Here is a 26944-nt window from a genome sequence, read left to right on the forward strand (position 1 = left end):
TGTTCGCCTATGTCAGAAATTGTGGTCCAGCCCGATCCGTCCGAAACAGAACCCCCTTGGTTGCGCGGGTTAAACCCGCCGCAGCGTGAGGCTGTGCTAACGACCGAAGGACCTGTGCTCCTGCTGGCGGGCGCTGGCACGGGCAAAACGGCTGCGCTGACTGCGCGTATGGCACAGATATTATACACACGCCAAGCATGGCCGTCGGAAATCCTTGCCGTCACCTTCACCAACAAGGCCGCACGCGAAATGCGGGAGCGCGTTGGGGCGATGGTCGGGTCCGCGGTGGAGGGGATGCCGTGGCTTGGCACCTTCCATAGCATTGGCGCAAAACTGCTTCGCCGCCACGCTGAAGTCATTGGACTGCAGAGCAACTTCACGATCATCGACACCGACGATCAACTCCGGCTGTTAAAGCAGCTTATCCAGTCCGAGGATTTGGACGACAAGCGCTTCCCCGCGCGCGGACTTGCGAGCTTGCTCGACAAATGGAAGAATGCGGGCAAATCCCCTGCCGATTTGAATGCCGCCGATAATGAGGCTTTTGCCAATGGCAAGGGGCGACATATATATGCGCTATATCAGGCGCGGTTGCTGGCGTTGAACGCCTGCGACTTTGGTGATTTGTTGTTGCATGGCCTGAACCTGTTGAAGAACAACCGCGACATCCTCGAAAAATATCAGGCGCAGTTCAAATATATCCTCGTCGACGAATATCAGGATACAAACGCCGTTCAGTATCTCTGGCTGCGATTACTCGCGCAGAAACGCAAAAATATCTGCTGCGTCGGTGACGATGACCAAAGCATCTATTCATGGCGCGGGGCCGAGGTTGCCAACATATTGCGCTTTGAAAAGGATTTCCCGGGCGCAAAGACGATAAAGCTAGAGCAAAATTACCGCAGCACGCCGCATATTCTTGCCGCTGCATCAGGCCTGATTGATGCCAACAGCGCCCGGCTTGGCAAGACCTTGTGGACCGAGTTGGACGATGGCGAAAAGGTTCGGATCATCGGCGTATGGGACGGCGCCGAAGAGGCCCGCCGCGTCGGTGAGGAAATTGAGGCAATACAGTATAAGGGTGAAAGCCTGGACAGCATCGCTATCCTCGTCCGCGCGCAGCACCAGACGCGCGAATTTGAAGACCGCTTCATACAAATCGGCGTCAACTATCGGATTGTCGGTGGTTTTCGTTTCTATGAACGTGCCGAAATTCGCGATGCCATCGCCTATTTACGCATCGTCAATCAGCCCGCCGACGACCTCGCGTTCGAACGGATCGTCAACGTGCCGAAGCGCGGCATTGGCGACAAGGCGGTTGAGAAAATCCATATCGTGGCCCGCGCAGAACGTGCGCCTTTGTCCGTTGCCGCCGCGCGTTTGGTGGGGACCGACGAGCTGACTGGCAAGGCACGAAAGTCACTCGCGGACCTTGTCGTCGACATTGCCCGCTGGCGGGACGCGGCCGCGACGATGTCGCCTGCCAATCTGACACGGCTGATATTGGACGAAAGTGGTTACACCACCGTCTTGCAAGCCGAACGCAGCGTTGAGGCATCTGGCCGCCTTGAAAACCTGAGCGAACTGGCCCGCGCGATGGAAGAATATGAAACTTTAGGGGAGTTTTTGGAGCATGTCAGCCTCGTCATGGACAATGATCGCGGCGACACAGGCGCAAGCGTCACCATCATGACCATCCATGCCGCCAAGGGCCTTGAATATGACAATGTCTTTCTGGTGGGATGGGAAGAAGGTATTTTCCCATCGCAACGCGCGTTGGACGAAGGTGGCCTTGCCTCGTTAGAGGAAGAACGCCGACTGGCTTATGTCGCGATCACCCGCGCCAAGCGCAAATGCACCATCATCCATGCCGCAAATCGGCGAATTTACGGCCAGTGGACCAGCAGCATCCCCAGCCGTTTCATTGAAGAATTGCCGCTCGACCACATTGAGGCAGAGCAGACGATGACCGGCGGTGCATCCTTATGGCGGGCGAACTGGAGCGAACAATCCGACCCGTTTGCGCATCTGGCCGCCGCTAATCAGGGGCGAAGCAATGCGCGTGGCCCAGGCTGGCAACGCGCCGCCACCTCGGGCGGTTTCAACCCGCGTCCTCAGCGCATAGCCGAAAACACGCGCAGCGCCGTCAGCCTGGGCAATAAGGGCCGAAGCGACCTCAGCATTGGCCTTCGCGTTTTCCACGAAAAATTCGGCTATGGCGCGATTGCTTTGATTGAGGGCAACAAGCTTGAGATCGATTTTGAACAAGCCGGCCGTAAACGCGTGATGGACAGCTTTGTAAGTTTAGGCTGAACTGCTGCGGCCGGGACTGTATGATGGGGCTGGTAAAGACGCGTGCATTGCGGTTAAGGTGAGGCATGAACGCGGGGAATTCCAACATCATCAACGACGCCAGAGCGGCAGTTCAACGGCGCGATGGCGCGCTTGCGCATCGCTTGTTGGCAGAGCTTCCGGAAAGTGAAATGCCTTGGTTGCTGTTGGCGCAGGCGTGCAACCTACTCGGCAACCTCTTGGGCGAAGAAGCAGCATTACAGCGCCTGCTTGCATTGGAACCACGCAACCTGCCCGCGTTGATCTTGTCGGGCGAATTAAAGGCGCGGATGGGCGATGACCGCGCGGCAAATTCCTTCTTTCAAGCCGCGCTCAATCAAGCCGCGACCATTCCGACCGTCCCTACTGCTTTTCATCCAATGCTCAACCGTGCGCGCGATTTTATCGGGCAAGTGCAGGTCAAGTTTGAACAGCACTTGATTGACGGGCTGAAACAGGCCGGCCTCGCGCGCGATGGAAGGGTCGGCACTGCAGTCGATATGCTGCTTGGCCGAAAGCAGCTTTATCTGCAGCAGCCTTCCAGCTTTTATTTTCCAGGCTTGCCGCAACGGCAATTTTACGAGCGCGATGAATTCCTGTGGCTGACGGAAATCGAGGTCGCAGTGCCCGAAATGCAGGCTGAACTGCGCGCTGTGTTGGCGGATGGCAACGACTTCGCACCTTATGTGGAGGCAAATGCCGACCGACCGCTTGCGGCCAATCCGTTGATGAACGATCCCAAATGGGGAGCCTATTATTTTTGGCGCAATGGGGCAATCGTGCCCGAAAACTCTGCGCGCTGTCCGGTTACTATGCAGGCTTTGACGTATGCGCCGATGCCGCTGATCGACCAGAGGTCACCAATGGCATTATGGTCGTTGCTTAAACCAGATACCCATATCCAGCCGCATCATGGCCTGTTGAACACCCGCCTAATCTGCCACATTCCGTTAATCGTCCCGCATAGTTGCGCGATCCGCGTCGGCAATGAGACACGAAGCTGGCGTGAGGGTGAAGCGCTTATTTTCGACGACAGTTTTGAACATGAAGCATGGAACAAAAGCGGCGATACGCGCGTGATCTTGCTGTTCGAGATATGGCGCCCAGAAATAACGCTGGAAGAACGCGCTGCGCTGACGACGATATTCGAAATGATCAACAATTATCGTGGCGTGCCGGAAGATGCGGGTTAGACTGCGCATTGCGCTTGGAAACATAAGCCGATAGGCGCACAGAATATGTCCGACACGCCCGCTGAAACCCACCCGCTTAAAATTGCGGACTTCCGCTTTTACTGGATGGCGCGGTTTATGGCGGTGCTTGCGACGATGGGGATGGTCGTTGTTATCGGTTATCAGGCCTATGACATCGCGCGCAGCGATTATGGCATGTCCATTCGCGAGGCGTCATTGCAACTTGGCCTATTGGGGCTGGTGCAGTTTGTGCCGCTGGCGCTGCTGACGCCGGTGGCGGGATGGGCCGCAGATCGCTGGGAACGGCGGACTGTGGCGCGGCTCGCCAATAGCATCGACATGATGGTCGCGCTTGCTTTGGGTTGGTTCACCTTCATTGACGGGCTCACCCTTCCCATCCTTTTCCTGTTTGCAGCATTGCACGGCGTCGCACGGGTGTTTGTCGGGCCGTCAATGTCGGCGATTGCGCCCAACATCGTGCCGCCGGCATCATTGCCCCGCGCGATTGCCTTAAGCTCGATCGCTTGGCAAATCGGTTCGGTGTTCGGCCCTGCGGCCGGCGGCTTGATGTTCGCCGCAAATTCGTCACTGCCATATTTTGCTTCGGCTGGCCTCATGTTGATGGCGACCATCAGCCTCAGCTTTGTGCGGCCAGTCTTTCCGCCGCCTATGGAACAGAAGATTCACCCTATCCGCCAAATGGCGGACGGCATTCGCTATACTTGGTCGGAACGTTTCTTATTGGGTGCCATAACGCTTGACCTGTTTGCGGTGTTGCTGGCGGGCGCAACGGCCATGCTGCCCGTCTATGCACGCGACATATTGATGGTGGGACCGGACGGGCTTGGCCAATTGCGTGCGGCACCTGCTGTGGGCGCGTCAGTGGTGGCACTCATGCTTACCTTCCGTCCGCTGCGCCATAATGTTGGCGCAAAAATGCTTTGGGCTGTGGTCATATTCGGCATTGCGACCATTGGCTTCGGCCTGAGCCATGAAATAGGGGCGCGCGTGTTTGGCGGTGCTGAAATTGGTTTCCTTGATATGGGCGCTGGCATGGCGGTGGCGTTGGTTATGCTAGTTGTGCTTGGCGCTTCGGACATGCTGTCCGTTTATGTGCGCTCATCCCTGGTTCAGCTCAACACACCGGACGACATGCGCGGACGGGTGAGTTCGGTGTCCGGCCTTGCCATTTCCGCATCAAACGAATTGGGCGAATTGCAATCCGGTTTGGCCGCAGCGATGCTTGGTCCCGTCGGCGCAGTTGTATTTGGTGGCGCTGGTGCCATATTCGTTACAGCAATTTGGGCGGGGTTATTCCCCGAGCTTAAAAACGCCCGCAGTTTCGAACCACAATATAGAGGAAAAAGTCCATGAAAGCACAATCGATCCTCGAAACAATTGGCAATAGCCCGCATATTCGCATGGGACGTATGTTCCCGAATGCAGAGGTCTGGATTAAATCCGAACGGTCAAACCCCGGTGGGTCGATTAAGGATCGCATTGGTTTGGCCATGATAGAAGCAGCCGAAAAAGACGGTAGCCTTAAACCCGGCGGCACAATCATTGAACCGACCTCTGGCAACACCGGCGTTGGTCTTGCCATGGTGGCGGCGGTCAAGGGCTATAAGCTTATCCTCGTCATGCCCGAATCCATGTCGCTGGAGCGTCGCCGCTTGATGCTGGCCTATGGCGCGTCTTTTGACCTCACCCCGCGTGAAAAGGGCATGAAGGGCGCGATTGAACGCGCGCTTGAACTGGTATCGCAAACCACAAATTCATGGATGCCACAGCAATTCGAAAATCCCGCCAACATCGACGTCCATGTGCGCACAACGGCGCTGGAGATATTGGAAGATTTTGCCGACTCCCCTATTGATGTGATGATCACCGGCGTCGGCACAGGTGGGCATATAACAGGTTGCGCTCAGGTTCTGAAAAAGGCTTGGCCAAATCTGAAAGTGTTTGCGGTTGAACCAACGCTGTCTCCTGTCATCAGCGGCGGCCAACCGGGTCCACATGCGATCCAAGGGATTGGTGCTGGCTTCATTCCCGCCAATTTACATACGGCTTTGCTCGACGGGGTCATTCAGATTGATCCCGAAAACGCCAAAGAAACCGCGCGCCGCGCCGCACGCGAAGAGGGCATGCTGGTAGGCATTTCATCGGGCGCGACACTGGCCGCAATTGCGCAGAAACTGCCAGAACTACCCGCGGCAAGCCGCGTACTTGGTTTCAACTATGATACTGGTGAACGCTATCTATCGGTCCCGGATTTCTTACCGGTCGAGTAAACCAAAAATGCCGGGACTCATGTTCCCGGTATTTTGTTAGATAGCGGTGAAAGCCGCGATCACGCAGCAGCGAACATTTCCGGCGTAAGCGCCATGATCGCTTCGCTGCCCGCTTCAATCTTACGACGAAGCGCGCCGCAATCTGGCATATGACGCTCCGCAAAATAACGCGCTGTCACCAGCTTGGTTTGGTAAAATGCCGCGTTTCCTGTGCCTGCATCCAATGCCTTCTGTGCGCTTTGCGCCATACGTAGCCATTGCAGGCCAAGCGCAACGATGCCCATGATGTGCATATAATGATGCGCGCCAGCGCCGATATTGTTCGGATTGGCCATGCCATTTTGCATGAACCACATCGTTGACGCCTTCAAATCGCCATTGGCCTTTTCAAGACGACCGGCCAGATCCGCCAGCGGCCCATCCTTGGCAGTAGCGCATTCCTCATCCACAATCTTGAAAAGCGCCTGAATGGCGCGGCCACCATTTTGCGCGAGTTTCCGGCCGACAAGATCCATGGCTTGAACACCGTTCGTGCCTTCATAGATCATCGCGATGCGGGCATCGCGCACATATTGCTCCATGCCCCATTCGGCGATGTAACCATGGCCGCCATATACCTGCTGCGCATTGGTTGCGACTTCATAGCCCTTGTCCGTGCCATAACCCTTGATGACGGGAGTCAGCAAAGACAACAGGTCGTCGGCCATCTGCCGTTCTTCTTCGATTTGCGCATGTTGCAGCAAATCGGCCTGCAACGCGCCCCAGAGGCACAAGGCACGCATGCCCTCTGTAAACGACTTTGCATCCATCAGCATACGGCGAACGTCCGGATGCACGAACAGTGTATCTGCCTTTTGGTCCATATCTTGCGGCCCGGTCAACGCGCGCCCCTGACGGCGGTCTTGCGCATAATGAACGGCATTTTGGTAGGCGACTTCTGCAACGCTTAAACCCTGCTGCCCCACGCCAAGCCGCGCGATGTTCATCATGATAAACATTGCCGCAAGGCCCTTATGCTCTTCGCCCACCAAATAGCCGGTGGCACCATCATAATTCATGACGCAGGTGGCGTTGCCGTGGATACCCATTTTATGTTCAATCGAACCACAGGACAAAGCATTGCGTGCGCCAAGCGATCCGTCGTCGTTCACAAGGAACTTAGGCACGATGAACAGCGATATACCTTTCACGCTGTCCGGTGCACCTGGTGTTTTTGCGAGCACCAAATGAATGATGTTCTCGGTCAAATCATGCTCACCCGACGAGATGAAAATCTTGGTCCCGGAAATGGCAAAGCTGCCATCTCCATTGGGTTCTGCCTTGGTCCGAATAAGGCCAAGGTCTGTTCCGCAATGCGGCTCGGTCAGGTTCATTGTCCCGCCCCATTTGCCCGAAATCATATTCGGGGCATATTTGGCCTTCTGCTCCTCACTGCCCTTGACCAAAATCGCGGACACAGCGCCTTGCGTCAGACCGGGGTACATCGCAAACGCCATGTTGGAACTCGCCATAAGCTCCTCAAAGGCCATAGAGACGATGTGCGGCATGCCCTGCCCACCAAACTCCAATGGGCCAGACAATGTGCCCCAGCCACCTTCGCAATACAGCCTATAGGCTTCTTTGAAACCATCGGGGGTGGTCACGCTGCCATCCTCATGGCGTGTACAGCCCTGCAAGTCCCCAACTTGGTTCAAAGGGAAAAGCACGTTTTCCACAAACTTCGCGCCTTCGGTCAGGATCGCATCAATCATGTCAGCGCTGGCGTTTTCAAACCCGGGCAGATTGGCGTAACGATCGACACCCAAAACTTCGTTGAGGATGAAATGTATATCGCGGACGGGGGCGGTATAGCTTGGCATTTTCGGTCCTTAGAATAGCAATGAAGGGGCCTTAGGCCGCAGCAGATTTTTCCGCCGCTTCGACCTCTTCCACCGTTGAAACAAATTCGGTCAGCTCGTTAATGGCGCTTTCGATATCGTCGCGCTGGGCCTTCAACAGGTTGATCCGGTCGCGGCATTTTTCAATAGTCACGCGGCGCTGAATATTGCGGCCGTCATTGAGGTCATACAGATCAATCATCTCGCGAATTTCAGCGAGGCTAAACCCGACGCGCTTTGCCCGTAATATCCACGCCAACCGCGCCCGATCACGCTTTGAATAAATGCGCGCCAAGCCCAAACGTTCCGGCGCAATCAGGCCTTGATCCTCATAAAAGCGCAATGCTCGGGCGGTTACCTCAAATTCAATTGATAGGTCGGATATCGTAAACGAATCCCGATTATATGCGTCGGGCGTGTCGATGGTCGCATCGGTCCGCCTTTCGTCGCGCGTTACAGATTCCATAGCGCCTTCCCTCTTGGTTGCCCTAACGTCACTAGTTTACGTTAGCGTAAACGTCAATCGGGGAAGTTACCACTGCGGTAAGAAATATAGCCGGTTAAACGGATGGCTCGGGCAGAAATGCGTCTGCTGGCTTTGGTGCCAGTACCGGCGGGGGCAGCGCAGGGTCAGCGATAGCATCGGCTGGCCCGACCTCACTATCTGTGGCCGGCTTTGGTTCCGGCCGCTTGACGGGCGTTGACGTATCTTGAAGAACGACCACCTCTTGCCCCATTTTCGTTACGCCGAACAACGCCTTAGCAAACACAATTGGCAACCGGATGCAACCATGCGACGCTGGATATCCCGGCAAATCACCCCCGTGGACGGCAATGCCGTCCCAGGTCAGGCGCTGCATAAATGGCATCGGTGCGTTGCTGTAGAGATTGGATTTGTGATCCACATTTTTCTGCAGAATGTTGAAAATACCCGTCGGCGTTTCCTTGCCCTTTTTCCCCGATGAAATCGTACTGAAGCCAATAAGCTGTTCATTCTGAAACACATAAATCCGCTGCGTATCGAGCACGACGACAATTTTCATCGGTCCTTCATAAACCTCCTGCTTCACCCACATAAACTGTCCAGGCTTGAGCGCGTCAACAGGTCCTTTTTTGCGGGGCTTTGGTGCTGGCGTTCCAATGGGTGTTTTGACGGTGGGTGGTGTTGCCGCAGGTGGCGCAGCGACGGGTTGCGTTTGCGCTGGTGGCGTGGCCAAAGCTGCATCCGACGGAACGACTTCAGGCAGTTGACCTTGCTGGATAGGCGCAGGCTGCGCCTGCCCCGACACTTGTGCTCCAGCCATGCCCGACAGGGCACTCATCAACAAAAGCGCAATTATGCACTGCAATGTGCGGATGCCCGCGCCGAAACCCATGAAATTGCCCCAACTGAAGGATATTGAGCCGCACAAGGCGGCATAAGAATAAGCACTACCATCATACATATAAAAATTCGACGTCAATTTTCCCGCAGGCGCATAAAATTAAATCTCCAAGTGATGCGCCTAACCGTCCTACTTTTGCGCTCAAATGCTTTTGGAGGCCTGTTTATGTAAAGGGTTGGTCTTTATCTGAAGGGCATGGAAATAGGTCGCAGGCAATTCATTCATTCCGCAGTTTTAGGCGCGAGCCTGCTCACGGTGCCGTCAAAGGCGGCAGACATTGTCTTTCGGCCGGGCACGGGCGCCGGAACGGGCGGGCCATCGCCTTTATTGCTTGGCCGCGCAAAGGCCGCGTTGGCCGCGCATAAGGCGCGCATCCGCAACCATGATTTACTTGCCATAGCTGACTTTTCCAAGGCTTCGCGCGACCCGCGCTTTTACGTGGTTGATCTGCGCAGCGGTAAATCCGACACGTTCCTCGTCGCCCATGGCAAGGGTTCGGACCCAAGCCATAGCGGCTGGGTGCAACATTTCTCCAACGTGCATGGGTCGGAAGCTACCTCGGCGGGCAGTTACCTTGTTGGCGATACGTATATCGGTCAATATGGCGAATCCCGCCGGTTAATCGGGCTTGATCCGCAAAATGACCAAGCCGAGGCTCGTGCGATCGTCATTCACCCTGCTTGGTATGTGAACCAGTCGCTTATTCATGACCAAGGCAAGATTGGCCGCAGCCAAGGCTGTTTCGCCTTTGCCAAAGATGACATCAGAGAGATACTGGAGCGTGTGGCCCCAGGATGCCTATTATACGCTGATAAGGTTTAAACTCAGCTTCGGTTGCCGGATTTGAATACGCCACAAATAATCCGCTTCCCGCTATTGCCGCTTGGGTCGGTTTTATAATCATCGGCTTTCTCGTGAATGACAAGCGCGCCGCCGTCGGCATCCAACAGACCGGTCGGCCCTGACAGCGCAATGTCCTTTAACTTATACTCCAGCGTGATTTTACGATCAGCGCCCGCATCAACATTCGGCAAATCGCCATCATGCGCGCCCATGGGGTTATCGTGGCCATGCTGCTTCATACTGGGGTTCCAGTGTGGCCCCGCGCTGGTGAAGTCGGGTGCTTGGCATTTACCAATAGCGTGCAGATGCATGCCAAATGTCCCGGCGGCAGGCGCTTGCGCGGACAGACTCAAAAACACACCATCGCGCCGCTGTGATATGGTAGCAATGCCGGCCCAGCTTCCGTCGGCACGGGCGAGATCCGCCGTCAGTACTTCGGACACCTCAGCCGTCTTTGCCGATTGCAGGGTGGTGCAACTGGCGAGGATCGAAATGATGAGAATCGGCAGTAACTTAAGCATGTTTTTCTCCTGAATCTGGGTGTGCTTGCACTGCATAACATCAACCGAGCCGCACTCAATTTGTTTCTTGAATTCAGTCCGCCCATTCGTGGGGTTTAACACCCTGCGCAAACAGCAACGCTGTCAGATTGTTATGCCGCACGGAAAAGTTCGCCGCTTGTGCCAATTGCGGGCGCGGATGATAGCCTACACCAAGGCCACCGCCGGACACCGCAGCAGCGATCATCGGCAAGTCATTCGCGCCATCACCAACCGCTAGCGCCGACCCGAGGGCAACACCGCGTGCTTCTGCAGCGGCGTGCAACACCACACGCTTTGTCGACGCATCGACTATATCAGCCGCCAATGCGCCGGTCAGTCGCCCGTCTTTAATCTCCAAAAGGTTGGCGCGCACCGCATGAAAGCCCAGCATATCAGCCACAGGGCCCGTAAAGCTCGTAAACCCGCCCGACACGAGCACCGCATGCGCTCCCCATCCGGTCATCGTTCGCACAAGGATTTCGGCCCCCGGCATTGGCTGCACACGTTCGCGCAGGCACTGCGCAAGGACATTCTCATCCAGTCCCGCCAGCAGAGCAACCCGTGCCTTTAACGCGTCGGCAAAATCGAGTTCACCTGCCATGGCACGTTCGGTAATCGCGGCGATCTCGGGCTTAATGCCGGCATAATCGGCTAGCTCGTCAATGCATTCGACCGTGATCATGGTGCTGTCCATATCGGACACCAACAACATTTTGCGGCGATTGCCTTCGTCCTGCAATGCTATGTCGCAACGGTCCTCAAGCCCCGCAAGGGCCGTGCGTGCATCGGCCAAGTCACCTGCAAACGATATGTCTACGGCCTTGTCCTTTGCCAGCCAGTCAAAAGCATTGGGGATACAGCCAGCTTCGGCCAATCGATCCCTGACCTCGGAAAAGTTGCCGCTTTCCAGACTGTCTGCTGCTATCAGAGTGCAAATGGGCATATCGAATCCTCAAAATATGGTCGCGCTTATTGCGGGTCCGACGGCAAGCGGCAAGACGGCATTCGCGCTGCATCTGGCCCGATCCGGCAATTTCGAGATAATCAACGCCGACAGCGCGCAAGTATATTCTGACCTGCCCATATTAAGCGCCCAGCCCACAGCCGATGAACAACGCTGCGTTCCGCACCATCTGTTTGGTTATATCGACGGCGTCACACCTTGCTCTGCCGCGCGCTGGGCAACGGATGCAAAGCACATTATTGCCCAGGCCCATGCGAGAGGCGTAACCCCGATATTGGTTGGCGGTAGTGGCTTGTATATCCGCACCTTGCTTGACGGCATTGCCCCCATTCCGGAGGTCGACCCTGAATTGCGCGCCACAATACGTGCAATGCCCGTTGATCAGGCCTATGCCGCGCTTCAAATATATGATGCGCCCGTTGCCGCAACCTTGGCCCCTTCGGATGTCAGCCGCATCACCCGCGCGCTTGAGGTCGTGCAAAGCACCGGACGCAGCATATTGGCATGGCGCGCAACCAAGACTGGAGGGATATCGGCTGATATCTGTTTGCGGCCTTTGTTGCTCTTACCCCCGCGCGATTGGCTATACGACCGCTGCGACACACGCTTTGAAGGGATGATGGAGCGTGGTGCCATTGATGAAGTGGCGGCGTTGCTTGCCCGCAATCTGCCGCAAGATGCTCCCGTTATGCGCGCCATCGGCGTGCCCGAGATTTCGGCCTATCTTAAAGGCACGATTTCGCGGGCGGAAGCGATCAAGCTCGGTCAGATCGCCACACGACAATATGCAAAACGGCAGTTTACTTGGTTTCGCAATCAGGCCCCAGCGGATTGGCAGCGTGTAAACGCAATAATAAATGATTCAAACATAGGTAATTTTGAAATAATGTTTCAATGAATGTATTTGACAAGTCATTTTCTAATCATTAGCTAGCGCGCTCTTGCTTACCCTATTGCAGTGCAACATAGGAAAGTGGCTTAACATATAAGGACTATCCAGTGCCCGAAAAATCCGGCGCAGAAATTTTGATTGATACCCTGATTGAACAGGGCGTAGACACCATATTCGGTTACCCCGGTGGTGCAGTATTGCCCATTTACGATGCCTTATTTCAGCAGAAGAAGATTAAACATGTCCTCGTCCGGCATGAGGCGGGCGCTGCGCATGCGGCAGAGGGTTATGCGCGCGCAACCGGTAAGCCGGGCGTTGTGCTAGTCACATCCGGCCCCGGCGCCACCAATGCCGTTACCGGTATTGCCGATGCATTTTTGGATTCCATTCCCTTGGTCGTCCTGACGGGACAGGTTGCGACCAATTTAATCGGCACCGATGCCTTTCAGGAGGCCGATACCGTTGGCATTACGCGCCATTGTTCAAAACATAATTATTTGGTGAAAGACCCTGCCGAACTCGCAACGGTCGTGCGGGAGGCTTTTGCCATCGCCACCAAAGGACGGCCCGGTCCGGTTGTCATCGACATTCCAAAAAATGTGCAGGTCGCGAAGGCTGCAACCGATGTGAAGCACCCTACCCGGTCGCGCTTTACCTATGCGGGTGAGGCTGACTATGCGGAAATCAACCGCGCGGTCGAATTGATTGCTAACGCCAAGGCGCCGATATTGTATACGGGCGGCGGCATCATCAATTCAGGCCCTGCCGCCAGCGAAGCGCTGCGTGAGCTGGCCGAATTGACCGGAGCGCCCGTCACATCCACCCTCATGGGCCTTGGCGCATATCCCGCCTCCGGTGAGGCGTGGTTGGGTATGCTGGGCATGCACGGCACGTATGAGGCCAATATGGCCATGAACCAATGCGATGTCATGGTCTGCCTCGGCGCGCGCTTTGACGACCGCGTAACGGGCCGCTTGGACGCCTTTTCACCCGACAGCGTCAAAATCCATGTCGATATCGACCGCAGTTCGATGAACAAGACCGTGCGCGTTGACCTGCCTATCGTCGCTGACGTTGGCACGGCCATGCGTCAGATGATCGATGTATGGAAAGGCAGGAAAACCAAGAAACAGCCGCTGACCGAATGGTGGTCACGCATCACGGGTTGGCGCGCCGTTGATTGCCTAAGCTACCCCGGCAGCACGCAGGAAATCATGCCGCAATATGCGATACAACGCCTGTTTGCAGCCACCAAGGACAAAGCCCCGATTATTACGACCGAAGTTGGCCAGCATCAAATGTGGGCGGCACAGCATTTCCACTTTGATGCGCCTAACAAGTGGCTGACCAGCGGCGGGCTTGGAACCATGGGCTATGGACTGCCTGCCGCAATTGGCGCGCAAATGGGACATCCAGACGCGCTTGTGATCGACATCGCCGGTGAGGCATCGATCCAGATGAACATTCAAGAGATGGCAACCGCAACACAATATCGCTTGCCGGTGAAGGTCTTCATCCTCAACAATGAATGGATGGGCATGGTGCGCCAATGGCAAGAGCTGACCTATGAAAGCCGCTATTCCGAAAGCTATTCCGACAGCCTGCCCGATTTCGTCGCGCTGGCCGAAGCTTATGGCTGGAAAGGCATTCGGTGCGCTGACCCGGCCAAGCTCGATGATGCCATCGCCGAGATGCTGGCGCATGACGGGCCAGTGATGTTCGATTGCCGTGTGCTCAAAACGGCGAACTGTTTCCCGATGATCCCATCGGGCGCAGCGCATACGGACATGATCCTACACGCGGGTCAGGTTTCGGGCACGATGGATGACGAAGCAAAGGCGCTCGTATAATGCATATCAAGCAAGAACTTACCGAGCGGCATGTGCTGACGCTCACCGTCGATAATGAAGCGGGCACGTTGGCGCGGATCGCCGGCATGTTTACCTCGCGCGGGTATAATATCGACAGCCTTACTGTGGCCGATATCAGCGAAGACCATGCAACAAGCCGGATAACAATCGTCACCAAAGGCCCGCCCCCCGTGATCGACCAAATCATCGCGCAATGCGAGCGCCTCATTCCCGTGCACAAAGTCACTGACCTCACCGAAGCTGGGCCGCATGTCGAGCGGGAATTGGCCTTGGTCAAAGTCAGCGGCGCGGGCGATCAACGCGTCGAGGCGATGCGCCTTGCCGACATTTACCGCGCCCGCGTCATCGACGCCACGGTCAACAGCTTCATTTTTGAAATCACGGGTGGCCCTGAAAAGATCGACACGTTTGTAACGTTGATGCGCGAAGTCGGACTGGTCGAAGTTGGCCGGACCGGGATTGTTGGCCTGATGCGGGGTGCCGGGGTCAGCTAACTAAGATATCGTCATCCTGAACGCGCTTGAACAACGGGCACTGCGTTCCGGGGGTTTGAAAATACGCCGTTGAAAGTAAGACCCTGAAACATGTTCAGGGTGACGGCAACGAAGAAGGACGGAAGAATGAAAGTATATTATGACGCAGATAGCGACTTGGGCCTTATCAAAGACAAAAAGGTCGCAATTATAGGCTATGGCAGCCAGGGCCATGCCCATGCGCAAAACCTGCGTGACAGCGGCGTAGCGGATGTCGCTATCGCACTGCGCGCGGGATCGGCAACCGCTAAAAAGGCGGAAGCGGCTGGGTTTAAGGTTTTGGCCAATGCCGACGCTGCGGCTTGGGCGGATATCCTTATGGTGTTGGCACCCGATGAACATCAGGCCGCAATTTACGCCGATGACCTGCATGCAAACATGAAACCCGGCGCGGCTCTCGCCTTTGCCCATGGCCTCAATATCCATTTCGGCCTGATTGAGCCGCGCGCCGACATTGACGTCATCATGATTGCACCCAAGGGCCCAGGCCACACCGTGCGCAGCGAATATCAAAAGGGTGGCGGCGTGCCGTGCCTGATCGCAGTTGCGCAAGACTCAAGCGGCAATGCCCATGACATCGCGCTTGCGTACGCCAGCGGCGTCGGCGGCGGACGCAGCGGCATCATCGAAACCAACTTCCGCGAAGAATGCGAAACCGATTTGTTCGGTGAACAGGCCGTGTTGTGCGGCGGTATCACGCACCTGATCCAGGCCGGTTTCGAGACATTGACCGAGGCAGGCTATGCACCAGAAATGGCCTATTTCGAATGCTTGCATGAAACCAAGCTGATCGTCGACCTTCTGTATGAAGGCGGCATTGCCAACATGCGTTATTCGATTTCGAATACCGCAGAATATGGAGACATCACCACGGGCCCACGCATCATCACCGACGAAACCAAGGCGGAAATGAAGCGGGTTCTGGCGGACATTCAATCGGGTCGTTTCGTCAAGAATTTCGTGCTCGATAACCGCGCTGGGCAGCCTGAGCTGAAGGCCGCACGCAAGGCAGCGGCAGCGCACCCCATTGAGGAAACGGGCGCAAAGCTGCGCGCGATGATGCCATGGATTGCAAAGAATAAATTGGTGGATCAGGCGAAGAACTAATCGCTTTTTCCCGACTTGACTCATTTGGGGGAGGCATCGACACTGATGCTTCCCCTTTTGACTGTCAGGAGCCGACTCATGCGTAAGCTTTTATGTGCCCTTCCCCTTCTGTTTGCGGTGCCTTTGATCGCGCAAAGCGCCCCGCAAATGCCCGGAACGATGGACGTCGCCCGCGTTACCGCGGGAACCTACAACACCGACCCCGGCCATACATTGATCGGCTGGCGCGTTAGCCATTTTGGCTTCAACGATTATTTCGGTATTTTCGGCGATGCGACGGGAACGCTGACACTTGATCCAGCAAACCCGAATGCCGCCAAGGTCGACATCACTATTCCCGTTGGCAAGGTCACGACCGCAAGTGCTGGCCTGACGGGGCATCTACTGCGCGCTGGCAAGGACGGCGGCAAGGCCGACTTTTTCGGTCCCGCCCCGGCGGATGCCAAGTTTGTTTCAACCAGTGTCATGGCTTCGGGCACCACCGCCAAAATCACGGGCGACCTCACGCTCAACGGCGTCACAAAGCCAGTCGTTCTGGACGCCACATTTTCAGGGGCGGGCAATAACCCGTTCAACAAGAAAGCCACCATCGGCTTTCACGCCACCGCCGTCATCAAACGCAGCGCGTTCGGCATAAGCTATGCCGTTCCGATGATCTCGGATGATGTGACTTTGGACATCAGCGTCGCGTTTGAAAAAGCGAGCTAAGGCCCGAAAATAGTATCACGCAAAGCCGCAAAGGCGCAAAGATCGGATGTCTATGTCTTCTCCTTTGCGTCTCCGCGGCTCTGCACAAAAGAATGCCGAGGGTCCGTGTTTTTCAATAAAATTGATAGGAATGAGCAGCTTATCTCTTACGCCCGTCGAAAAAATTTGACTATTATAACAAATAATGACATTTCAGTAATCAGGTCCAGAAAATAGTTAGTCAGAAAGGGAAACCTATGATTGAATTATCTGAAACCGAAATAAATGCGGTATCTGGCGGATTTATGAGAAGTTACCCAGGGTCCGAAGCACCATCTATAATAGCACAACTGTCTGCGCAGAACCAACCATGGGATCCCTATGCACATGCTAGGGCATATAAGTTAAAAGCTTACCGCGAGGCCAATCCAGATTCGCCGACTTGGTACGCCGACTTTTTCGGACTTTAAATTCTCATTTTAGATGCCGTTTCCTGAAGTCATATCAAATGGCTTCAGGGAATGAGCGATGTTGGGAGCGATCAATGCGCTACGCGTTTCGTGGAACGGCTCTACTGTTTCTTTTGCTCGGAAATACCGCCCCGGATCAAACACCGACTGACATAGTCGTCACTGCGCCAGCGCTTGCACCTAAAGAACTCAAAAAACAAACGCTGAATTTCGTAAGAACAGTCTCAGATACCGCAGAACAAATACAATTCTCCCGCCGTGATGATCCGTTTTGCGTTAAAATCGTTGGAATTGATCCAGCATATCATGGCTTGATACGAAAAAAAATTCAGGAAACAGCAAAAGTAGCAAGAGCACCCAAAGAGGCACCGGAAGGATGTAGGCCCAATATACATGTTGTTTTTTCAAACGACGGCAATGCACTGATGGCGGCTTTTAAACGCAAATATCCCGCCATAATCAATGCCCAACCATTAGGAAAAATTGATGAGCTTATGCAGTCAAAAAAGCCTGTGCGATGGTGGTACGCTACAGAGGGTAGACGGACAGGAAACGTCGCCAGCTTGATTTCAACAAACTTCGAGATTGATCTTACATCCACGGTTATCATTGTAGATATAAATCAGTCCAATGGATATCCGTTGGAATCTGTGGCGAGCTACATCTCCATGGTCGCATTTGCGCAAATTAACGGCGCAACGCAGGATGCCTTTAGCAGCTCATCGATTTTGGGCATGTTCAACGATACTAAGCCACGAATTGCGGCACTTCGGAACCTGACTGTTTGGGATCGCGCGTATTTACACGCGCTGTATCAAATTGCTCCAGACAGGCCTATGTGGCAGCAGCGCAAACGCCTGAGTGCTGCAATGACGAAATATATCCAAGAGAACTAGGGTCGGGACTACGTAAATCCATATTTGAAAAAGCGATGTCGGGTGTAAAATATTCTCACGCAAAGCCGCGAAGGGAAGAAGATAAGAAAAGCTCTTCTTCTTTGTGCCTTTGCGGCTTTGCGTGATAAAAATTTCCTTGGCTTGCGTCATTCCACGAGCACTATTGTGGTTTGAACCAGATATCACTGCGGTCCTCACAAAAGAAGACGCACTTCTGTTTCATTGTCACCCCCGACGTGATCGGGGGGCCATGGTCCGAATCGTCGGTTTCAACTTCCGCCGCAGGCCATGGATCCCCGCATGCGCGAGGGTCACAGCGGTGAGCAATTAATGACCGAAGTGCGCTTACCCAAAATAGCGCGCATCGAGGCTGGCTTTTGCCGCGCGATATTCTGCCTCAAGCTGATCCACGAATTGCGCGACGGTTTGGACTTCTTTGATTGCGCCAATGCCTTGGCCTGATCCCCAAATGTCTTTCCACGCCTTGGCTTCGCTATTGCCGCCGGAACCGAAGTTCATCGTCGAAATATCGCCCTTGGGCAGGTTGTTCGGGTCCATACCGGCGCGCTCAATCGATTGGCGCAGATAGTTTCCGCTGACGCCTGTAAACAAGTCGGAATAGACAATGTCGGCGGCCTTCGCGTCCACGATATCTTCCTTATAGCCGTCCACGGCATTGGCTTCCTTGGTCGCGATGAACGCGCTGCCGATATAGCCAAAGTCTGCGCCCATGGCCTGCGCCGCGAGAACCGACGCACCATGCGCGATAGAACCGGACAGAGCGACAGGCCCGTCAAACCATTCGCGGATTTCGCGCATCAACGCGAAAGGCGACGTCACGCCCGCATGGCCGCCAGCACCCGCCGCAACGGGAATGAGGCCGTCGGCACCCTTTTCAATCGCCTTGTGCGCGAAACGGTCGTTGATGACGTCATGGAAGGCAATCCCGCCCCAGCTATGCACGGCTTTGTTCAATTCTTCCTGCGCGCCCAGCGAGGTAATGGTAATCGGCACCTGCCATTTGGCGCACATGGCAATATCTTCCTGCAGCCGGTTGTTCGATTTATGGACAATCTGGTTCACCGCATAGGGGGCGGCGGGGCGATCAGGATTGTCGCGGTTATGTGCCGCCAGCTCTTCGGTAATCTGATGCAGCCATTCGTCCAACTGGCTTGCAGGGCGCGCATTGAGCGCCGGAAACGAACCAACAATACCCGCCTTACACTGCGCGATGACCAGTTCCGGCCCGGACACGATGAACAGCGGTGAGCCGATCACTGGAAGCCGAAGATTATCGAAAATTGCCGGAAGTGCCATGCGTCGAATCCCTTGTTAATACATCAGTTACACGCGGGTTAGCCACAGCGCATCGCGGCTGTCAAACCCACCTTTTTGAACGCGCTATTCCGTAAGGTAAGGTGCTGCACCCAGCGCCTTTACGCTACTTTTCCCCACATTTCGTCATCCACATCACGCCGCACAGCGTTCAACGCCCTATAAGCCTCACCAGAGGACAGTATGCGAGGCTATTCCCCTGGACCCTGGACGCCCTAAGCGCCGTTGGCAGCGCTCAGAATTGCTCTAACGGACGCTGTGGCCACGTCCTGACTGATACCGACGCCAAATATAATAGGACCGTCGCCAACGCGGCATTCGACATAAGCGGCGGCGCGGGCATCGGTGCCATGGCCAATGGCGTGCTCGCTATAGTCGATGATATCCAGCCGCCCGCCCAGCGCGTGCTCCAATGCGTTGGCAAGGCTAGAAATCAAGCCGTTGCCCCGTCCGCTGACGCTTTGTTCAACGCCATCTATACGGATATTACCCGCAAATATGCGCTCGTCCTTTTGCCGCTGGCTTTGGGTTTCGTGGAAATCGATTAACCGGAACCGGCCATCACCCTTTAGATAATAACGTTTTTCAAACGCCTCCCAAATGTCACTGCTGGTCAGTTCGCGCCCGGTCGTGTCGGACAATGTTTGCACGGTGGTCGAAAAATTCACCTGCATCCGTTTGGGCAGCTTCAAACCTTGGTCCTGCTCGATCACCCAAGCCACGCCGCCCTTGCCGCTTTGCGAATTGACGCGGATCACGGCTTCATAACTGCGGCCCAAATCGGCGGGATCAATTGGTAAATAGGGCACGCGCCAGATTTCGTCATTCTGCCGTTCTTGCGCCGCGAACCCTTTTTTAATCGCGTCTTGATGCGACCCTGAAAAGGCGGTGAATACCAAATCGCCGGCGTAGGGATGCCGCGGGTGTACAGGCAATTGGTTGCAGTATTCGACGGTTTGGATAACTTCATCAATATCGCTGAAATCGAGGCCGGGGTGCAGCCCTTGGGTATACATGTTCAGCGCCAGCGTCACCAAATCGACATTGCCGGTGCGCTCGCCATTGCCGAACAAACACCCTTCGATGCGGTCTCCGCCTGCCAGCAAGCCCAATTCGGCGGCTGCGATGCCGCTGCCCCGGTCATTGTGCGGATGCAGGCTGATGACCACATGATCGCGCGCGCTGATATGGCGGCACATCCATTCAATTTGATCGGCATAGACGTTGGGCATGGCGGCCTCAATCGTCGCTGGCAAATTGAGGATCAGTGGCTTTGCCGCCGTGGGTTGCCACACGTCCATCACCGCCTCGCACACCTCAAGGCTGAATTCGAGCTCAGCCGTCGAGAATGTTTCGGGGCTATATTCAAAATGCCAGTCGGTTTGCGGATATTTCGCCGCTTGCTCTTTCAATATGCTTGCGCCTTCGATGGCGATCGCCTTCACGCCCGCCTTGTCGAGGTTGAAGACAATATCGCGCCACGCCGGGCTGACCGCATTGTAGAGATGGACGATTGCGCGCGGCGCACCGGCCATGCTCTCGAACGTTTTTTCAATCAGGTCGCGCCGTGACTGCGTCAGGCTTTGTATCGTAACGTCATCGGGAATGCGTCCGCTGTCGACGAGATCGCGAATAAAGTCAAAATCGGTGGCGCCCGAACTTGGGAAGCCAACCTCAATCTCTTTTACACCGACCTTCAGCAGCAGGTCGAAAAAGCGTTTCTTCTTCTCTGCCCCCATGGGGTCAATGAGCGCTTGGTTTCCATCGCGCAGATCAGTCGAAAGCCAGCGCGGCGCGCGGTCGATAGTCCGCGTCGGCCATATGCGGTCGGGCAGATCAATTTGGGGGAAGGGTCGGTATTTACGCGATGGGTCGGAAAGCATCATGATGTAAGGCAACTTCGCTGAGACGCCCAGCTAGGGGCTAAATTTGGCGGTGGTAAAGCCCTTAGGCGGGTTGCCGAACATGGTCGGCAAAACAGGCACGCCTAAGGGCGTGTAAGTCGTAGTAGGAGAAGCGAAAGAGCGTTGCGCGATTTCATAACAACTTGGCGATAGCCATATCGAGCAACATTCGTCCAGTGTTAAAATGCGCTGGGGTTGTTTTGTTACGAAAACTAGGGCGCGTCAGATTTCAACCTGGCTTCCCAGTTCAACCACGCGATTGCTTGGCAATTTGAAAAACTCCATTGCATTGGCCGCATTGCGCAGCATCCATGAGAAAATCTTTTCCCGCCAGATCGCCATGCCGGGTATTTTGGATGCGATCAATGTCTGACGCGACAGGAAAAAGCTGGTGTGCATCATGTCAAATTTGGGACCGCACAAATCAACTAAGTCAAGGGTGGCTGGCACATTGGTCTCTTCCAAAAAGCCAAAGCGCATTTTTACGCGGTAAAAACCTTCACCCAAATCCTTACAGATTATACGGTCGGAGCTAACGACATAAGGCACATCCTCAATCTGCACGGTCAGGATGATGACACGTTCATGCAAGATGCGGTTGTGCTTGATGTTATGGAGCAAAGCCGAAGGAACGCCGCTCGCTGCCGACGCCATAAATATCGCCGTCCCCGGAACGCGGGTCGCACTATTGGCAGCGGATTTGATAAAAATGTCCATCGGCATGGTGCTTTCCGCCATGCGCTCGCGCATCAATGCCCGCCCGCGTGACCATGTGGTCAGCAATGTGAAAATCACCAAACCAATTACCAAAGGCACCCATCCGCCCGATGGCACCTTTAACAAATTGGCGCCCAAATAGGCAAAGTCGACGATGAAGAACAAAGCGAGGATCGGCAGCGCTTTCCACTTTGGCCATTTCCACAGCGATAGCAGGACGACCGCGATCAAACATGTATCGATGAACATCGCGCCCGTCACCGCAATACCATAAGCTGCGGCAAGGTTGGATGATGACTGGAAGAACAAAACCAGCAACAAAACCATCACCGCAAGGCCCCAGTTAATCGCCGGAATGTAAATCTGCCCAGCGGCTTTCTCGCTGGTGTGTAATATGCTGAGGCGTGGCATGAAACCTAGCTGGATTGCCTGCTGCGTTAACGAAAACGCGCCGGAAATAACGGCTTGGCTGGCGATTACGGCCGCCATGATGGTGAGGAAAATGACAGGGGTGCTTATAAGTTCCGGCACCATCAGGAAGAATGGATCACGAATGGCGGCCTGTGCCTCTTCGGGGCTCATCGACAATATCATTGCCCCCTGCCCCATATAATTGAGCATCAGCGCGGGCAGCACGAAGAACAGCCAGCTAAACTTGATAGGCCGCCGCCCGAAATGCCCCATATCGGCGTAAAGCGCCTCCGCACCCGTCACCGCCAGCACAACAGTGCCCATCGCCACAAAGGCCCGAAAACCGTCAATATAGAAAAAATAGAACGCATTCATCGGGTTCAAAACGTCTAATATGATCGACGGCATCTTAGTCAAATGCATCAGACCCAAGCCCGCCAATGTCGCGAAATAGACCAGCATGATTGGCCCAAACCAAGCCCCCACCTTCGCCGTCCCGCGTGATTGGAATGCAAATAATGCGCCGATGATGACAACAGCGATTGGCAATATCCATGCGCTAAAGCCTTCGTTCACATATTTCAGACCTTCGGCCGCCGACAAGATCGACATGGCAGGCGTGATCATGGAATCGCCATAAAATAGCGCAGTTGCAAATACGCCGAGCATGACAAAAGGCGCAGTCCATTTCGCGCCAGCCGTCTGTCGGTTGATGAGCGCCAACAAGGCGAGGCTTCCGCCCTCGCCCTTGTTGTCGGCTTTCATGATGGTGAATACATATTTGAACGTCACGACGATCATCATTGACCAGAACACGAGGCTCAACACGCCTTTGATGTGCAACGGGTCGGGCGTTATCGGATGGTGCCCGGCAAAGGTTTCACGGAACGCATAAATCGGGCTGGTGCCGATGTCGCCGAAGACAACGCCAACAGCGCCCACGCATAAAGCCAGCAGCGAGCCTTTTGGGGCATGGCTGTGACTGTGATCCTGGTCACTATGACCAAAATCGTCTGCTTGCGGTCCAACCATATTGTTTCCCCGGCTTTTGCCCCAAACGCCACGTTTCCCGTGACTGGGGCGCGGGCAATAGCATGGAGCACTGCCCTTCACAACACAGCAATGCTGCGTTCAAAAACTATAAAAATATTTTATAATCAATTACTTGGAATTGATATTTGATTCTGCTTGTGTCGCTTGCGCTTGTAGGGCCTTTGCCGCCTGCAGTTGCGACTCAATCCGCGTTTTCCATTTGGCTTTCGGTGTCGCCAGTGAAACGGTTTTTTCCCAGAGTAAAACCGCTCCATCAAGGTCGCCTGCAAACAAACGCGCAAGTCCCGCATAATAATAAGGCGCAGGATGCTTAGGCCGAATTGCCCGCGCTTTATCGAACGCCAATTGAGCGGGCGGCGACATTTGTCCCTCACTAGCCAGCATCAATTGCAGGCCAAGTGCGGACCATAAATCGGCATTCTGCGGCTCAATACGTAAGCCTGACTGGATATAAGAGGCGGACAAAGGATAATCACCCTGCTTGGCAAAGGAATCCGCCGTCACGAGCCAACGTTTCGCACTGCCAAAACTTTCGTCCATATCCGCACGGATCTCGACCAACTGCGTTGCGCCCTCTGCACTGGCCGCTAGAGGCTGTGCTGGCGCTGGCGGTAACGACGGACGTCCCTGCAGCGCATAGCCGGTCATTGCCAACAGAACCGCTGCCGCAGCAACCTGCCACAACCCCTTTGACGACCGCACGCAATAACCCAACACAGATAGGCTGAGCAGCGATAACAACGCCAGTGCAAGCCAACCGTTCATGTGCGCCTCCGAAACAGGCCGCGGGCAAGCCAAATTGCGGCAAAGAATATCAAGAAGGGCGCGATCCAGAGCAAAAGTCCAACCCCCTTCATATCGGGTTCAAAACTGACCCATTCACCGTAGCGGTCAATCATCCAGCTTCGAATGGCGTGTGGTTTCTGACCAGCGGCGATTTGTTGACGCACCTCTGCACGCATGGTGCCGGCCATATCGGCGTCGCTGTCGGCAATAGATTGGCCCTGGCATTGAATGCAGCGCAGGCCGTGCATCAGGCGCATGGCTTCGGCTTCCTGAGCGGGATCGGCGAGCTGCCGGTTGGCCAGCGCGGGCGTTGGGCCGCTACCTTGCGCCCAAACAGGCGCGGCGAGCATCAGCAAAAGCGGCACGAACGTCCTCATTTCGCTGCATTCACTTTTTCAATCAGCATCGGCACATGTTCCGCCCTGATATCGCCAATATGCTGAAACAATATCGTACCGTCGCCGCCGATCACATAGGTTTCGGGAACGCCGGACGACCCAAGCTTTAGCTGCACCGCCATTTCGCTGTCCGAACCAATGCGCCGGAACGGATTGCCAAACTCTGCAAGAAAGGCAGCCACATCTTCCGGCTTGTCACGAATGGCGATGGCGTCAATCTCGACACCCGCCGCCTTCAATGCCTCCAGATGCGGTGCCTCTGCCTTGCAAGGCAGGCACCAGCTTGCAAAAATATTAAGTAAACGCGGCTTGCCATCGGCCATGTCTGTATTGGACAAGGCTGGAACGCCCGCCGTTGCAGCGGGCAAGGCAAATTCGGGCAGTTTTTTGCCCATCATTGCCGAATGGACTTGGTCGTCCTTGGGCACGGCAAGGCCATAGATCGCAAGCCCACCAATGAAGGCGACGACCGCAAGCGGTATCCATAACAGCCATGGCCGGTTCATGCGCGTTCCCACTTATTGACAGCAGGCTTCTTGGCGCGCCGGAACATACGGCCAAACAGCGATATCGTGCCACCAAGAGCAATCAGGGCCCCGCCATACCAGATGAACGTCACAAATGGCTTCCACCACAGACGAACCTGCCAACGGCCATCACCTTCTTGGTCAGGCTGCGCGATTACGGCGTATAATTGGCCATTCCAGCGGGTAAGCAATGCCGCCTCGCTCGTCTGCATTTCGGGCTTGAAGAACTGCCGCGACTGCGCACGCAGCACAAACGCATCGCCATTTTTACCTGCGATCATTTCGCCTTCAACCGCGACCCAATTGTCACCAACAACCGGTTTAATGTCGTCCAAAGTGACTTTCCAGCCAGACACTTCAGCGCTTTCACCCGGAGCAAGCGCGGTGAGGGTTTCTCTCGAAAACCCGGATTCCGCCGCCATGCCAAAGACGCTGACCGCTATACCGAAATGGGCGATGACCATCCCGAAAATAGGCAAAGGCGTGCGCAACAATTTGCGCCCCCGCAGCGGCAACCACGCCGCCACCGCAAGAGCCAAGGACAAGGCGATGCCAAGCAGCGGGAATATGCCAATATCAGGTGCCAGCTTCCAAACGGCGATCCCGCTGCACAACAGGATCGCTGCCGCGCCGATCAGCCAATATTTAACCCGCATGATGTCGTCCCGCCGCCAGCGCATCATGGGACCAATCAGCAAAGCGAGCATCAACAGCACCATGATGGGCACCGTGGCCTTGTTGAAATATGGCGGCCCAACAGAAATCTTGTCGCCCATCGCCTCCGCCGCCAGCGGATATAGCGTGCCAATCAAAACGACCGCCAGAATGACGCTGAGGAAGATGTTATTCGCAACAATTCCGCCTTCGCGGCTGATAAGCTGAAACGGCTCGCCGTGCTTCACCGTGCCGATGCGCAGGGCAAAAATGACGAAGGCAAGGCCGGTGTACATCAGCATGAGCGCCAGAATGAACGCGCCGCGTTCAGGATCAACGGCAAAAGCATGAACGCTGGTCAATATCCCCGACCGCACGAGGAACGTGCCTGCCATCGACATGGCAAAAGCAACCAGTGCAAGCATGATGGTCCATGCGCGAAGCGCGTTACGGGTGGCCAATACGCTGACCGAATGCAGCAAGGCCGTGGCCGCGAGCCATGGCATCAGCGAAGCATTCTCAACGGGGTCCCAAAACCACCAACCACCCCAGCCCAATTCATAATAAGCCCAATAGCTGCCCGCCGCGATGCCGATGGTGAGGAAAATCCAAGCGGCCAAAACCCATGGTCGCATGGCGCGTGCAAATGCTGGTCCAACCTGATTGGTCAACAATGCGCCAAGGGCAAAGGAGAAGGCAACCGAAAGGCCTACATAGCCAATATACAAAGTTGGCGGATGAAAGGCGAGGCCAACATCCTGAAGCAATGGGTTAAGCCCAGCGCCTTCCAAAGGAGCGGGCACAAGCCGTTCAAATGGGTTTGATGCAAACAACAGAAACGCGAAGAAACCCAGCGCAATGAAAGCTTGGACCGCAAGTGTCGCATACAAAGTCTTCGCTTCAACCCGTTTTTCCAATATAGCGATAGCTGCGCCCGATGCGGACAGCACTGCTACCCACAAAAGCATCGAGCCTTCGTGATTGCCCCATGTGCCCGCCAGCTTGAAGATCATCGGCTTGTCGATATGGCTGTTGCTTGCGACCAAAAGCACCGACAGATCGGTCACATAAAACAGCCACATCAACGCGAAAAAGGCAAAAGCGCATAATGCCCCCTGCATATAAGCCGCTGGCTTAATAAGCGGGACCAATTGCCCTGCCCCGCTGCGTAACAAGGTCAGTCCGCCAATAAACTGCAGCAACGCCATCGCCGCAGCCAGCCAAAGGGCCGCCAATCCTGCCTCTGCTATCATGTCAAAGCCTTCATTGTGCCAGCA

General features: G+C 55.2%; 23 protein-coding genes. 11 read left to right on the forward strand and 12 right to left on the reverse strand.

Annotated features, from left to right (window positions below):
- Window positions 1-9 precede the first annotated feature (9 nt).
- The 4 genes from HEQ18_RS04685 (at window position 10) to cysK (ending at window position 5815) form a co-directional block, all read left to right on the forward strand.
- Window positions 10-2313 (forward strand): ATP-dependent helicase, encoded by a 2304-nt coding sequence (locus HEQ18_RS04685; RefSeq protein ID WP_432815702.1) that lies wholly within the window; start codon window positions 10-12, stop codon window positions 2311-2313.
- A gap of 65 nt (window positions 2314-2378) precedes the next feature.
- Complete coding sequence (locus tag HEQ18_RS04690) at window positions 2379-3524, forward strand: aspartyl/asparaginyl beta-hydroxylase domain-containing protein (protein ID WP_432815703.1); 1146 nt, start codon at window positions 2379-2381, stop codon at window positions 3522-3524.
- A gap of 45 nt (window positions 3525-3569) precedes the next feature.
- Window positions 3570-4898, forward strand: coding sequence for an MFS transporter (locus HEQ18_RS04695; RefSeq protein WP_432815704.1), 1329 nt, complete (start codon window positions 3570-3572; stop codon window positions 4896-4898).
- On the forward strand, window positions 4895-5815 hold the full coding sequence (gene cysK, locus HEQ18_RS04700) for a cysteine synthase A (RefSeq protein ID WP_432815705.1): 921 nt from the start codon (window positions 4895-4897) through the stop codon (window positions 5813-5815). Before HEQ18_RS04695 ends, cysK begins: the two co-directional genes overlap by 4 nt.
- A gap of 59 nt (window positions 5816-5874) precedes the next feature.
- Here the strand turns inward: cysK and HEQ18_RS04705 are convergent, their stop codons facing one another.
- The 3 genes from HEQ18_RS04705 to HEQ18_RS04715 form a co-directional block, all read right to left on the reverse strand.
- Window positions 5875-7674: an acyl-CoA dehydrogenase C-terminal domain-containing protein gene (locus HEQ18_RS04705; protein ID WP_432815706.1), complete on the reverse strand. Its 1800-nt coding sequence runs from the start codon at window positions 7672-7674 to the stop codon at window positions 5875-5877.
- A gap of 31 nt (window positions 7675-7705) precedes the next feature.
- Window positions 7706-8158, reverse strand: a complete 453-nt coding sequence (locus tag HEQ18_RS04710; RefSeq protein ID WP_432815707.1) for a MerR family transcriptional regulator — start codon at window positions 8156-8158, stop codon at window positions 7706-7708.
- A 94-nt stretch (window positions 8159-8252) separates the two neighbouring features.
- Window positions 8253-9137 (reverse strand): L,D-transpeptidase family protein, encoded by an 885-nt coding sequence (locus tag HEQ18_RS04715; protein WP_432815708.1) that lies wholly within the window; start codon window positions 9135-9137, stop codon window positions 8253-8255.
- 135 nt (window positions 9138-9272) lie between these two features.
- Between HEQ18_RS04715 and HEQ18_RS04720 the strand changes: the two genes are divergently transcribed.
- Entirely contained in the window at window positions 9273-9899 is a 627-nt protein-coding gene (locus tag HEQ18_RS04720) for a murein L,D-transpeptidase catalytic domain family protein (RefSeq protein ID WP_432815709.1), read from the forward strand.
- Window positions 9900-9901: 2 nt separating this feature from the next.
- Here the strand turns inward: HEQ18_RS04720 and HEQ18_RS04725 are convergent, their stop codons facing one another.
- Window positions 9902-10441, reverse strand: coding sequence for a superoxide dismutase family protein (locus tag HEQ18_RS04725; protein WP_432815710.1), 540 nt, complete (start codon window positions 10439-10441; stop codon window positions 9902-9904).
- Window positions 10442-10514: 73 nt separating this feature from the next.
- On the reverse strand, window positions 10515-11405 hold the full coding sequence (serB, locus tag HEQ18_RS04730; protein ID WP_432815711.1) for a phosphoserine phosphatase SerB: 891 nt from the start codon (window positions 11403-11405) through the stop codon (window positions 10515-10517).
- On the opposite strand from serB, the gene miaA reads away from it, so the two are divergent.
- The 6 genes from miaA (at window position 11398) to HEQ18_RS04760 (ending at window position 17882) form a co-directional block, all read left to right on the forward strand.
- Window positions 11398-12324 (forward strand): tRNA (adenosine(37)-N6)-dimethylallyltransferase MiaA, encoded by a 927-nt coding sequence (gene miaA / locus HEQ18_RS04735; RefSeq protein WP_432815712.1) that lies wholly within the window; start codon window positions 11398-11400, stop codon window positions 12322-12324. The two genes, serB and miaA, sit on opposite strands and share 8 nt — an antisense overlap.
- A 101-nt stretch (window positions 12325-12425) precedes the next feature.
- Entirely contained in the window at window positions 12426-14168 is a 1743-nt protein-coding gene (locus tag HEQ18_RS04740) for an acetolactate synthase 3 large subunit (RefSeq protein ID WP_432815713.1), read from the forward strand.
- Window positions 14168-14683 carry an acetolactate synthase small subunit gene (gene ilvN / locus HEQ18_RS04745; protein WP_397580185.1) on the forward strand — a complete coding sequence of 172 codons (516 nt, stop codon included), beginning with the start codon at window positions 14168-14170 and terminating at the stop codon, window positions 14681-14683. Before HEQ18_RS04740 ends, ilvN begins: the two co-directional genes overlap by 1 nt.
- Before the next feature lie 126 nt (window positions 14684-14809).
- Entirely contained in the window at window positions 14810-15829 is a 1020-nt protein-coding gene (gene ilvC, locus HEQ18_RS04750; RefSeq protein WP_432815714.1) for a ketol-acid reductoisomerase, read from the forward strand.
- Between the two features lie 78 nt (window positions 15830-15907).
- Window positions 15908-16537, forward strand: a complete 630-nt coding sequence (locus tag HEQ18_RS04755) for a YceI family protein (protein ID WP_432815715.1) — start codon at window positions 15908-15910, stop codon at window positions 16535-16537.
- A gap of 523 nt (window positions 16538-17060) precedes the next feature.
- Complete coding sequence (locus tag HEQ18_RS04760; protein ID WP_432815716.1) at window positions 17061-17882, forward strand: hypothetical protein; 822 nt, start codon at window positions 17061-17063, stop codon at window positions 17880-17882.
- Between the two features lie 345 nt (window positions 17883-18227).
- Here the strand turns inward: HEQ18_RS04760 and HEQ18_RS04765 are convergent, their stop codons facing one another.
- The 7 genes from HEQ18_RS04765 to HEQ18_RS04795 all read right to left on the reverse strand — a co-directional run bounded on the left by HEQ18_RS04765 (window position 18228) and on the right by HEQ18_RS04795 (window position 26920).
- On the reverse strand, window positions 18228-19199 hold the full coding sequence (locus tag HEQ18_RS04765; protein ID WP_432815717.1) for an NAD(P)H-dependent flavin oxidoreductase: 972 nt from the start codon (window positions 19197-19199) through the stop codon (window positions 18228-18230).
- Window positions 19200-19432: 233 nt separating this feature from the next.
- Window positions 19433-21103 carry a 2-isopropylmalate synthase gene (leuA, locus tag HEQ18_RS04770; RefSeq protein ID WP_432815718.1) on the reverse strand — a complete coding sequence of 557 codons (1671 nt, stop codon included), beginning with the start codon at window positions 21101-21103 and terminating at the stop codon, window positions 19433-19435.
- A 240-nt stretch (window positions 21104-21343) separates the two neighbouring features.
- Window positions 21344-23281, reverse strand: coding sequence for a potassium transporter Kup (locus HEQ18_RS04775; protein WP_432815719.1), 1938 nt, complete (start codon window positions 23279-23281; stop codon window positions 21344-21346).
- Between the two features lie 129 nt (window positions 23282-23410).
- Window positions 23411-24067, reverse strand: coding sequence for a tetratricopeptide repeat protein (locus HEQ18_RS04780; RefSeq protein ID WP_432815720.1), 657 nt, complete (start codon window positions 24065-24067; stop codon window positions 23411-23413).
- Window positions 24064-24465, reverse strand: coding sequence for a cytochrome c-type biogenesis protein (locus HEQ18_RS04785; RefSeq protein WP_432815721.1), 402 nt, complete (start codon window positions 24463-24465; stop codon window positions 24064-24066). The genes HEQ18_RS04780 and HEQ18_RS04785 overlap by 4 nt, the downstream gene beginning before the upstream one ends.
- Window positions 24462-24992: a DsbE family thiol:disulfide interchange protein gene (locus tag HEQ18_RS04790; RefSeq protein ID WP_432815722.1), complete on the reverse strand. Its 531-nt coding sequence runs from the start codon at window positions 24990-24992 to the stop codon at window positions 24462-24464. The genes HEQ18_RS04785 and HEQ18_RS04790 overlap by 4 nt, the downstream gene beginning before the upstream one ends.
- Window positions 24989-26920, reverse strand: a complete 1932-nt coding sequence (locus HEQ18_RS04795; protein WP_432815723.1) for a heme lyase CcmF/NrfE family subunit — start codon at window positions 26918-26920, stop codon at window positions 24989-24991. Before HEQ18_RS04795 ends, HEQ18_RS04790 begins: the two co-directional genes overlap by 4 nt.
- Window positions 26921-26944: the final 24 nt, after the last annotated feature.

This window comes from Sphingorhabdus sp., assembly GCF_050921905.1.
Taxonomy (GTDB): Bacteria; Pseudomonadota; Alphaproteobacteria; order Sphingomonadales; family Sphingomonadaceae; genus Sphingorhabdus_B.

Bases quoted from the DNA above. Each gene is read 5' to 3' on its own strand.
- HEQ18_RS04685 (WP_432815702.1), top strand. From the start codon at position 10: ATGTCAGAAATTGTGGTCCAGCCCGATCCGTCCGAAACAGAACCCCCT.
- HEQ18_RS04690 (WP_432815703.1), top strand. From the start codon at position 2,379: ATGAACGCGGGGAATTCCAACATCATCAACGACGCCAGAGCGGCAGTT.
- HEQ18_RS04695 (WP_432815704.1), top strand. From the start codon at position 3,570: ATGTCCGACACGCCCGCTGAAACCCACCCGCTTAAAATTGCGGACTTC.
- cysK (WP_432815705.1), top strand. From the start codon at position 4,895: ATGAAAGCACAATCGATCCTCGAAACAATTGGCAATAGCCCGCATATT.
- HEQ18_RS04705 (WP_432815706.1), bottom strand. From the start codon at position 7,674: ATGCCAAGCTATACCGCCCCCGTCCGCGATATACATTTCATCCTCAAC.
- HEQ18_RS04710 (WP_432815707.1), bottom strand. From the start codon at position 8,158: ATGGAATCTGTAACGCGCGACGAAAGGCGGACCGATGCGACCATCGAC.
- HEQ18_RS04715 (WP_432815708.1), bottom strand. From the start codon at position 9,137: ATGTATGATGGTAGTGCTTATTCTTATGCCGCCTTGTGCGGCTCAATA.
- HEQ18_RS04720 (WP_432815709.1), top strand. From the start codon at position 9,273: ATGGAAATAGGTCGCAGGCAATTCATTCATTCCGCAGTTTTAGGCGCG.
- HEQ18_RS04725 (WP_432815710.1), bottom strand. From the start codon at position 10,441: ATGCTTAAGTTACTGCCGATTCTCATCATTTCGATCCTCGCCAGTTGC.
- miaA (WP_432815712.1), top strand. From the start codon at position 11,398: ATGGGCATATCGAATCCTCAAAATATGGTCGCGCTTATTGCGGGTCCG.
- serB (WP_432815711.1), bottom strand. From the start codon at position 11,405: ATGCCCATTTGCACTCTGATAGCAGCAGACAGTCTGGAAAGCGGCAAC.
- ilvN (WP_397580185.1), top strand. From the start codon at position 14,168: ATGCATATCAAGCAAGAACTTACCGAGCGGCATGTGCTGACGCTCACC.
- ilvC (WP_432815714.1), top strand. From the start codon at position 14,810: ATGAAAGTATATTATGACGCAGATAGCGACTTGGGCCTTATCAAAGAC.
- HEQ18_RS04755 (WP_432815715.1), top strand. From the start codon at position 15,908: ATGCGTAAGCTTTTATGTGCCCTTCCCCTTCTGTTTGCGGTGCCTTTG.
- HEQ18_RS04760 (WP_432815716.1), top strand. From the start codon at position 17,061: ATGCGCTACGCGTTTCGTGGAACGGCTCTACTGTTTCTTTTGCTCGGA.
- HEQ18_RS04765 (WP_432815717.1), bottom strand. From the start codon at position 19,199: ATGGCACTTCCGGCAATTTTCGATAATCTTCGGCTTCCAGTGATCGGC.
- leuA (WP_432815718.1), bottom strand. From the start codon at position 21,103: ATGATGCTTTCCGACCCATCGCGTAAATACCGACCCTTCCCCCAAATT.
- HEQ18_RS04775 (WP_432815719.1), bottom strand. From the start codon at position 23,281: ATGGTTGGACCGCAAGCAGACGATTTTGGTCATAGTGACCAGGATCAC.
- HEQ18_RS04780 (WP_432815720.1), bottom strand. From the start codon at position 24,067: ATGAACGGTTGGCTTGCACTGGCGTTGTTATCGCTGCTCAGCCTATCT.
- HEQ18_RS04785 (WP_432815721.1), bottom strand. From the start codon at position 24,465: ATGAGGACGTTCGTGCCGCTTTTGCTGATGCTCGCCGCGCCTGTTTGG.
- HEQ18_RS04790 (WP_432815722.1), bottom strand. From the start codon at position 24,992: ATGAACCGGCCATGGCTGTTATGGATACCGCTTGCGGTCGTCGCCTTC.
- HEQ18_RS04795 (WP_432815723.1), bottom strand. From the start codon at position 26,920: ATGATAGCAGAGGCAGGATTGGCGGCCCTTTGGCTGGCTGCGGCGATG.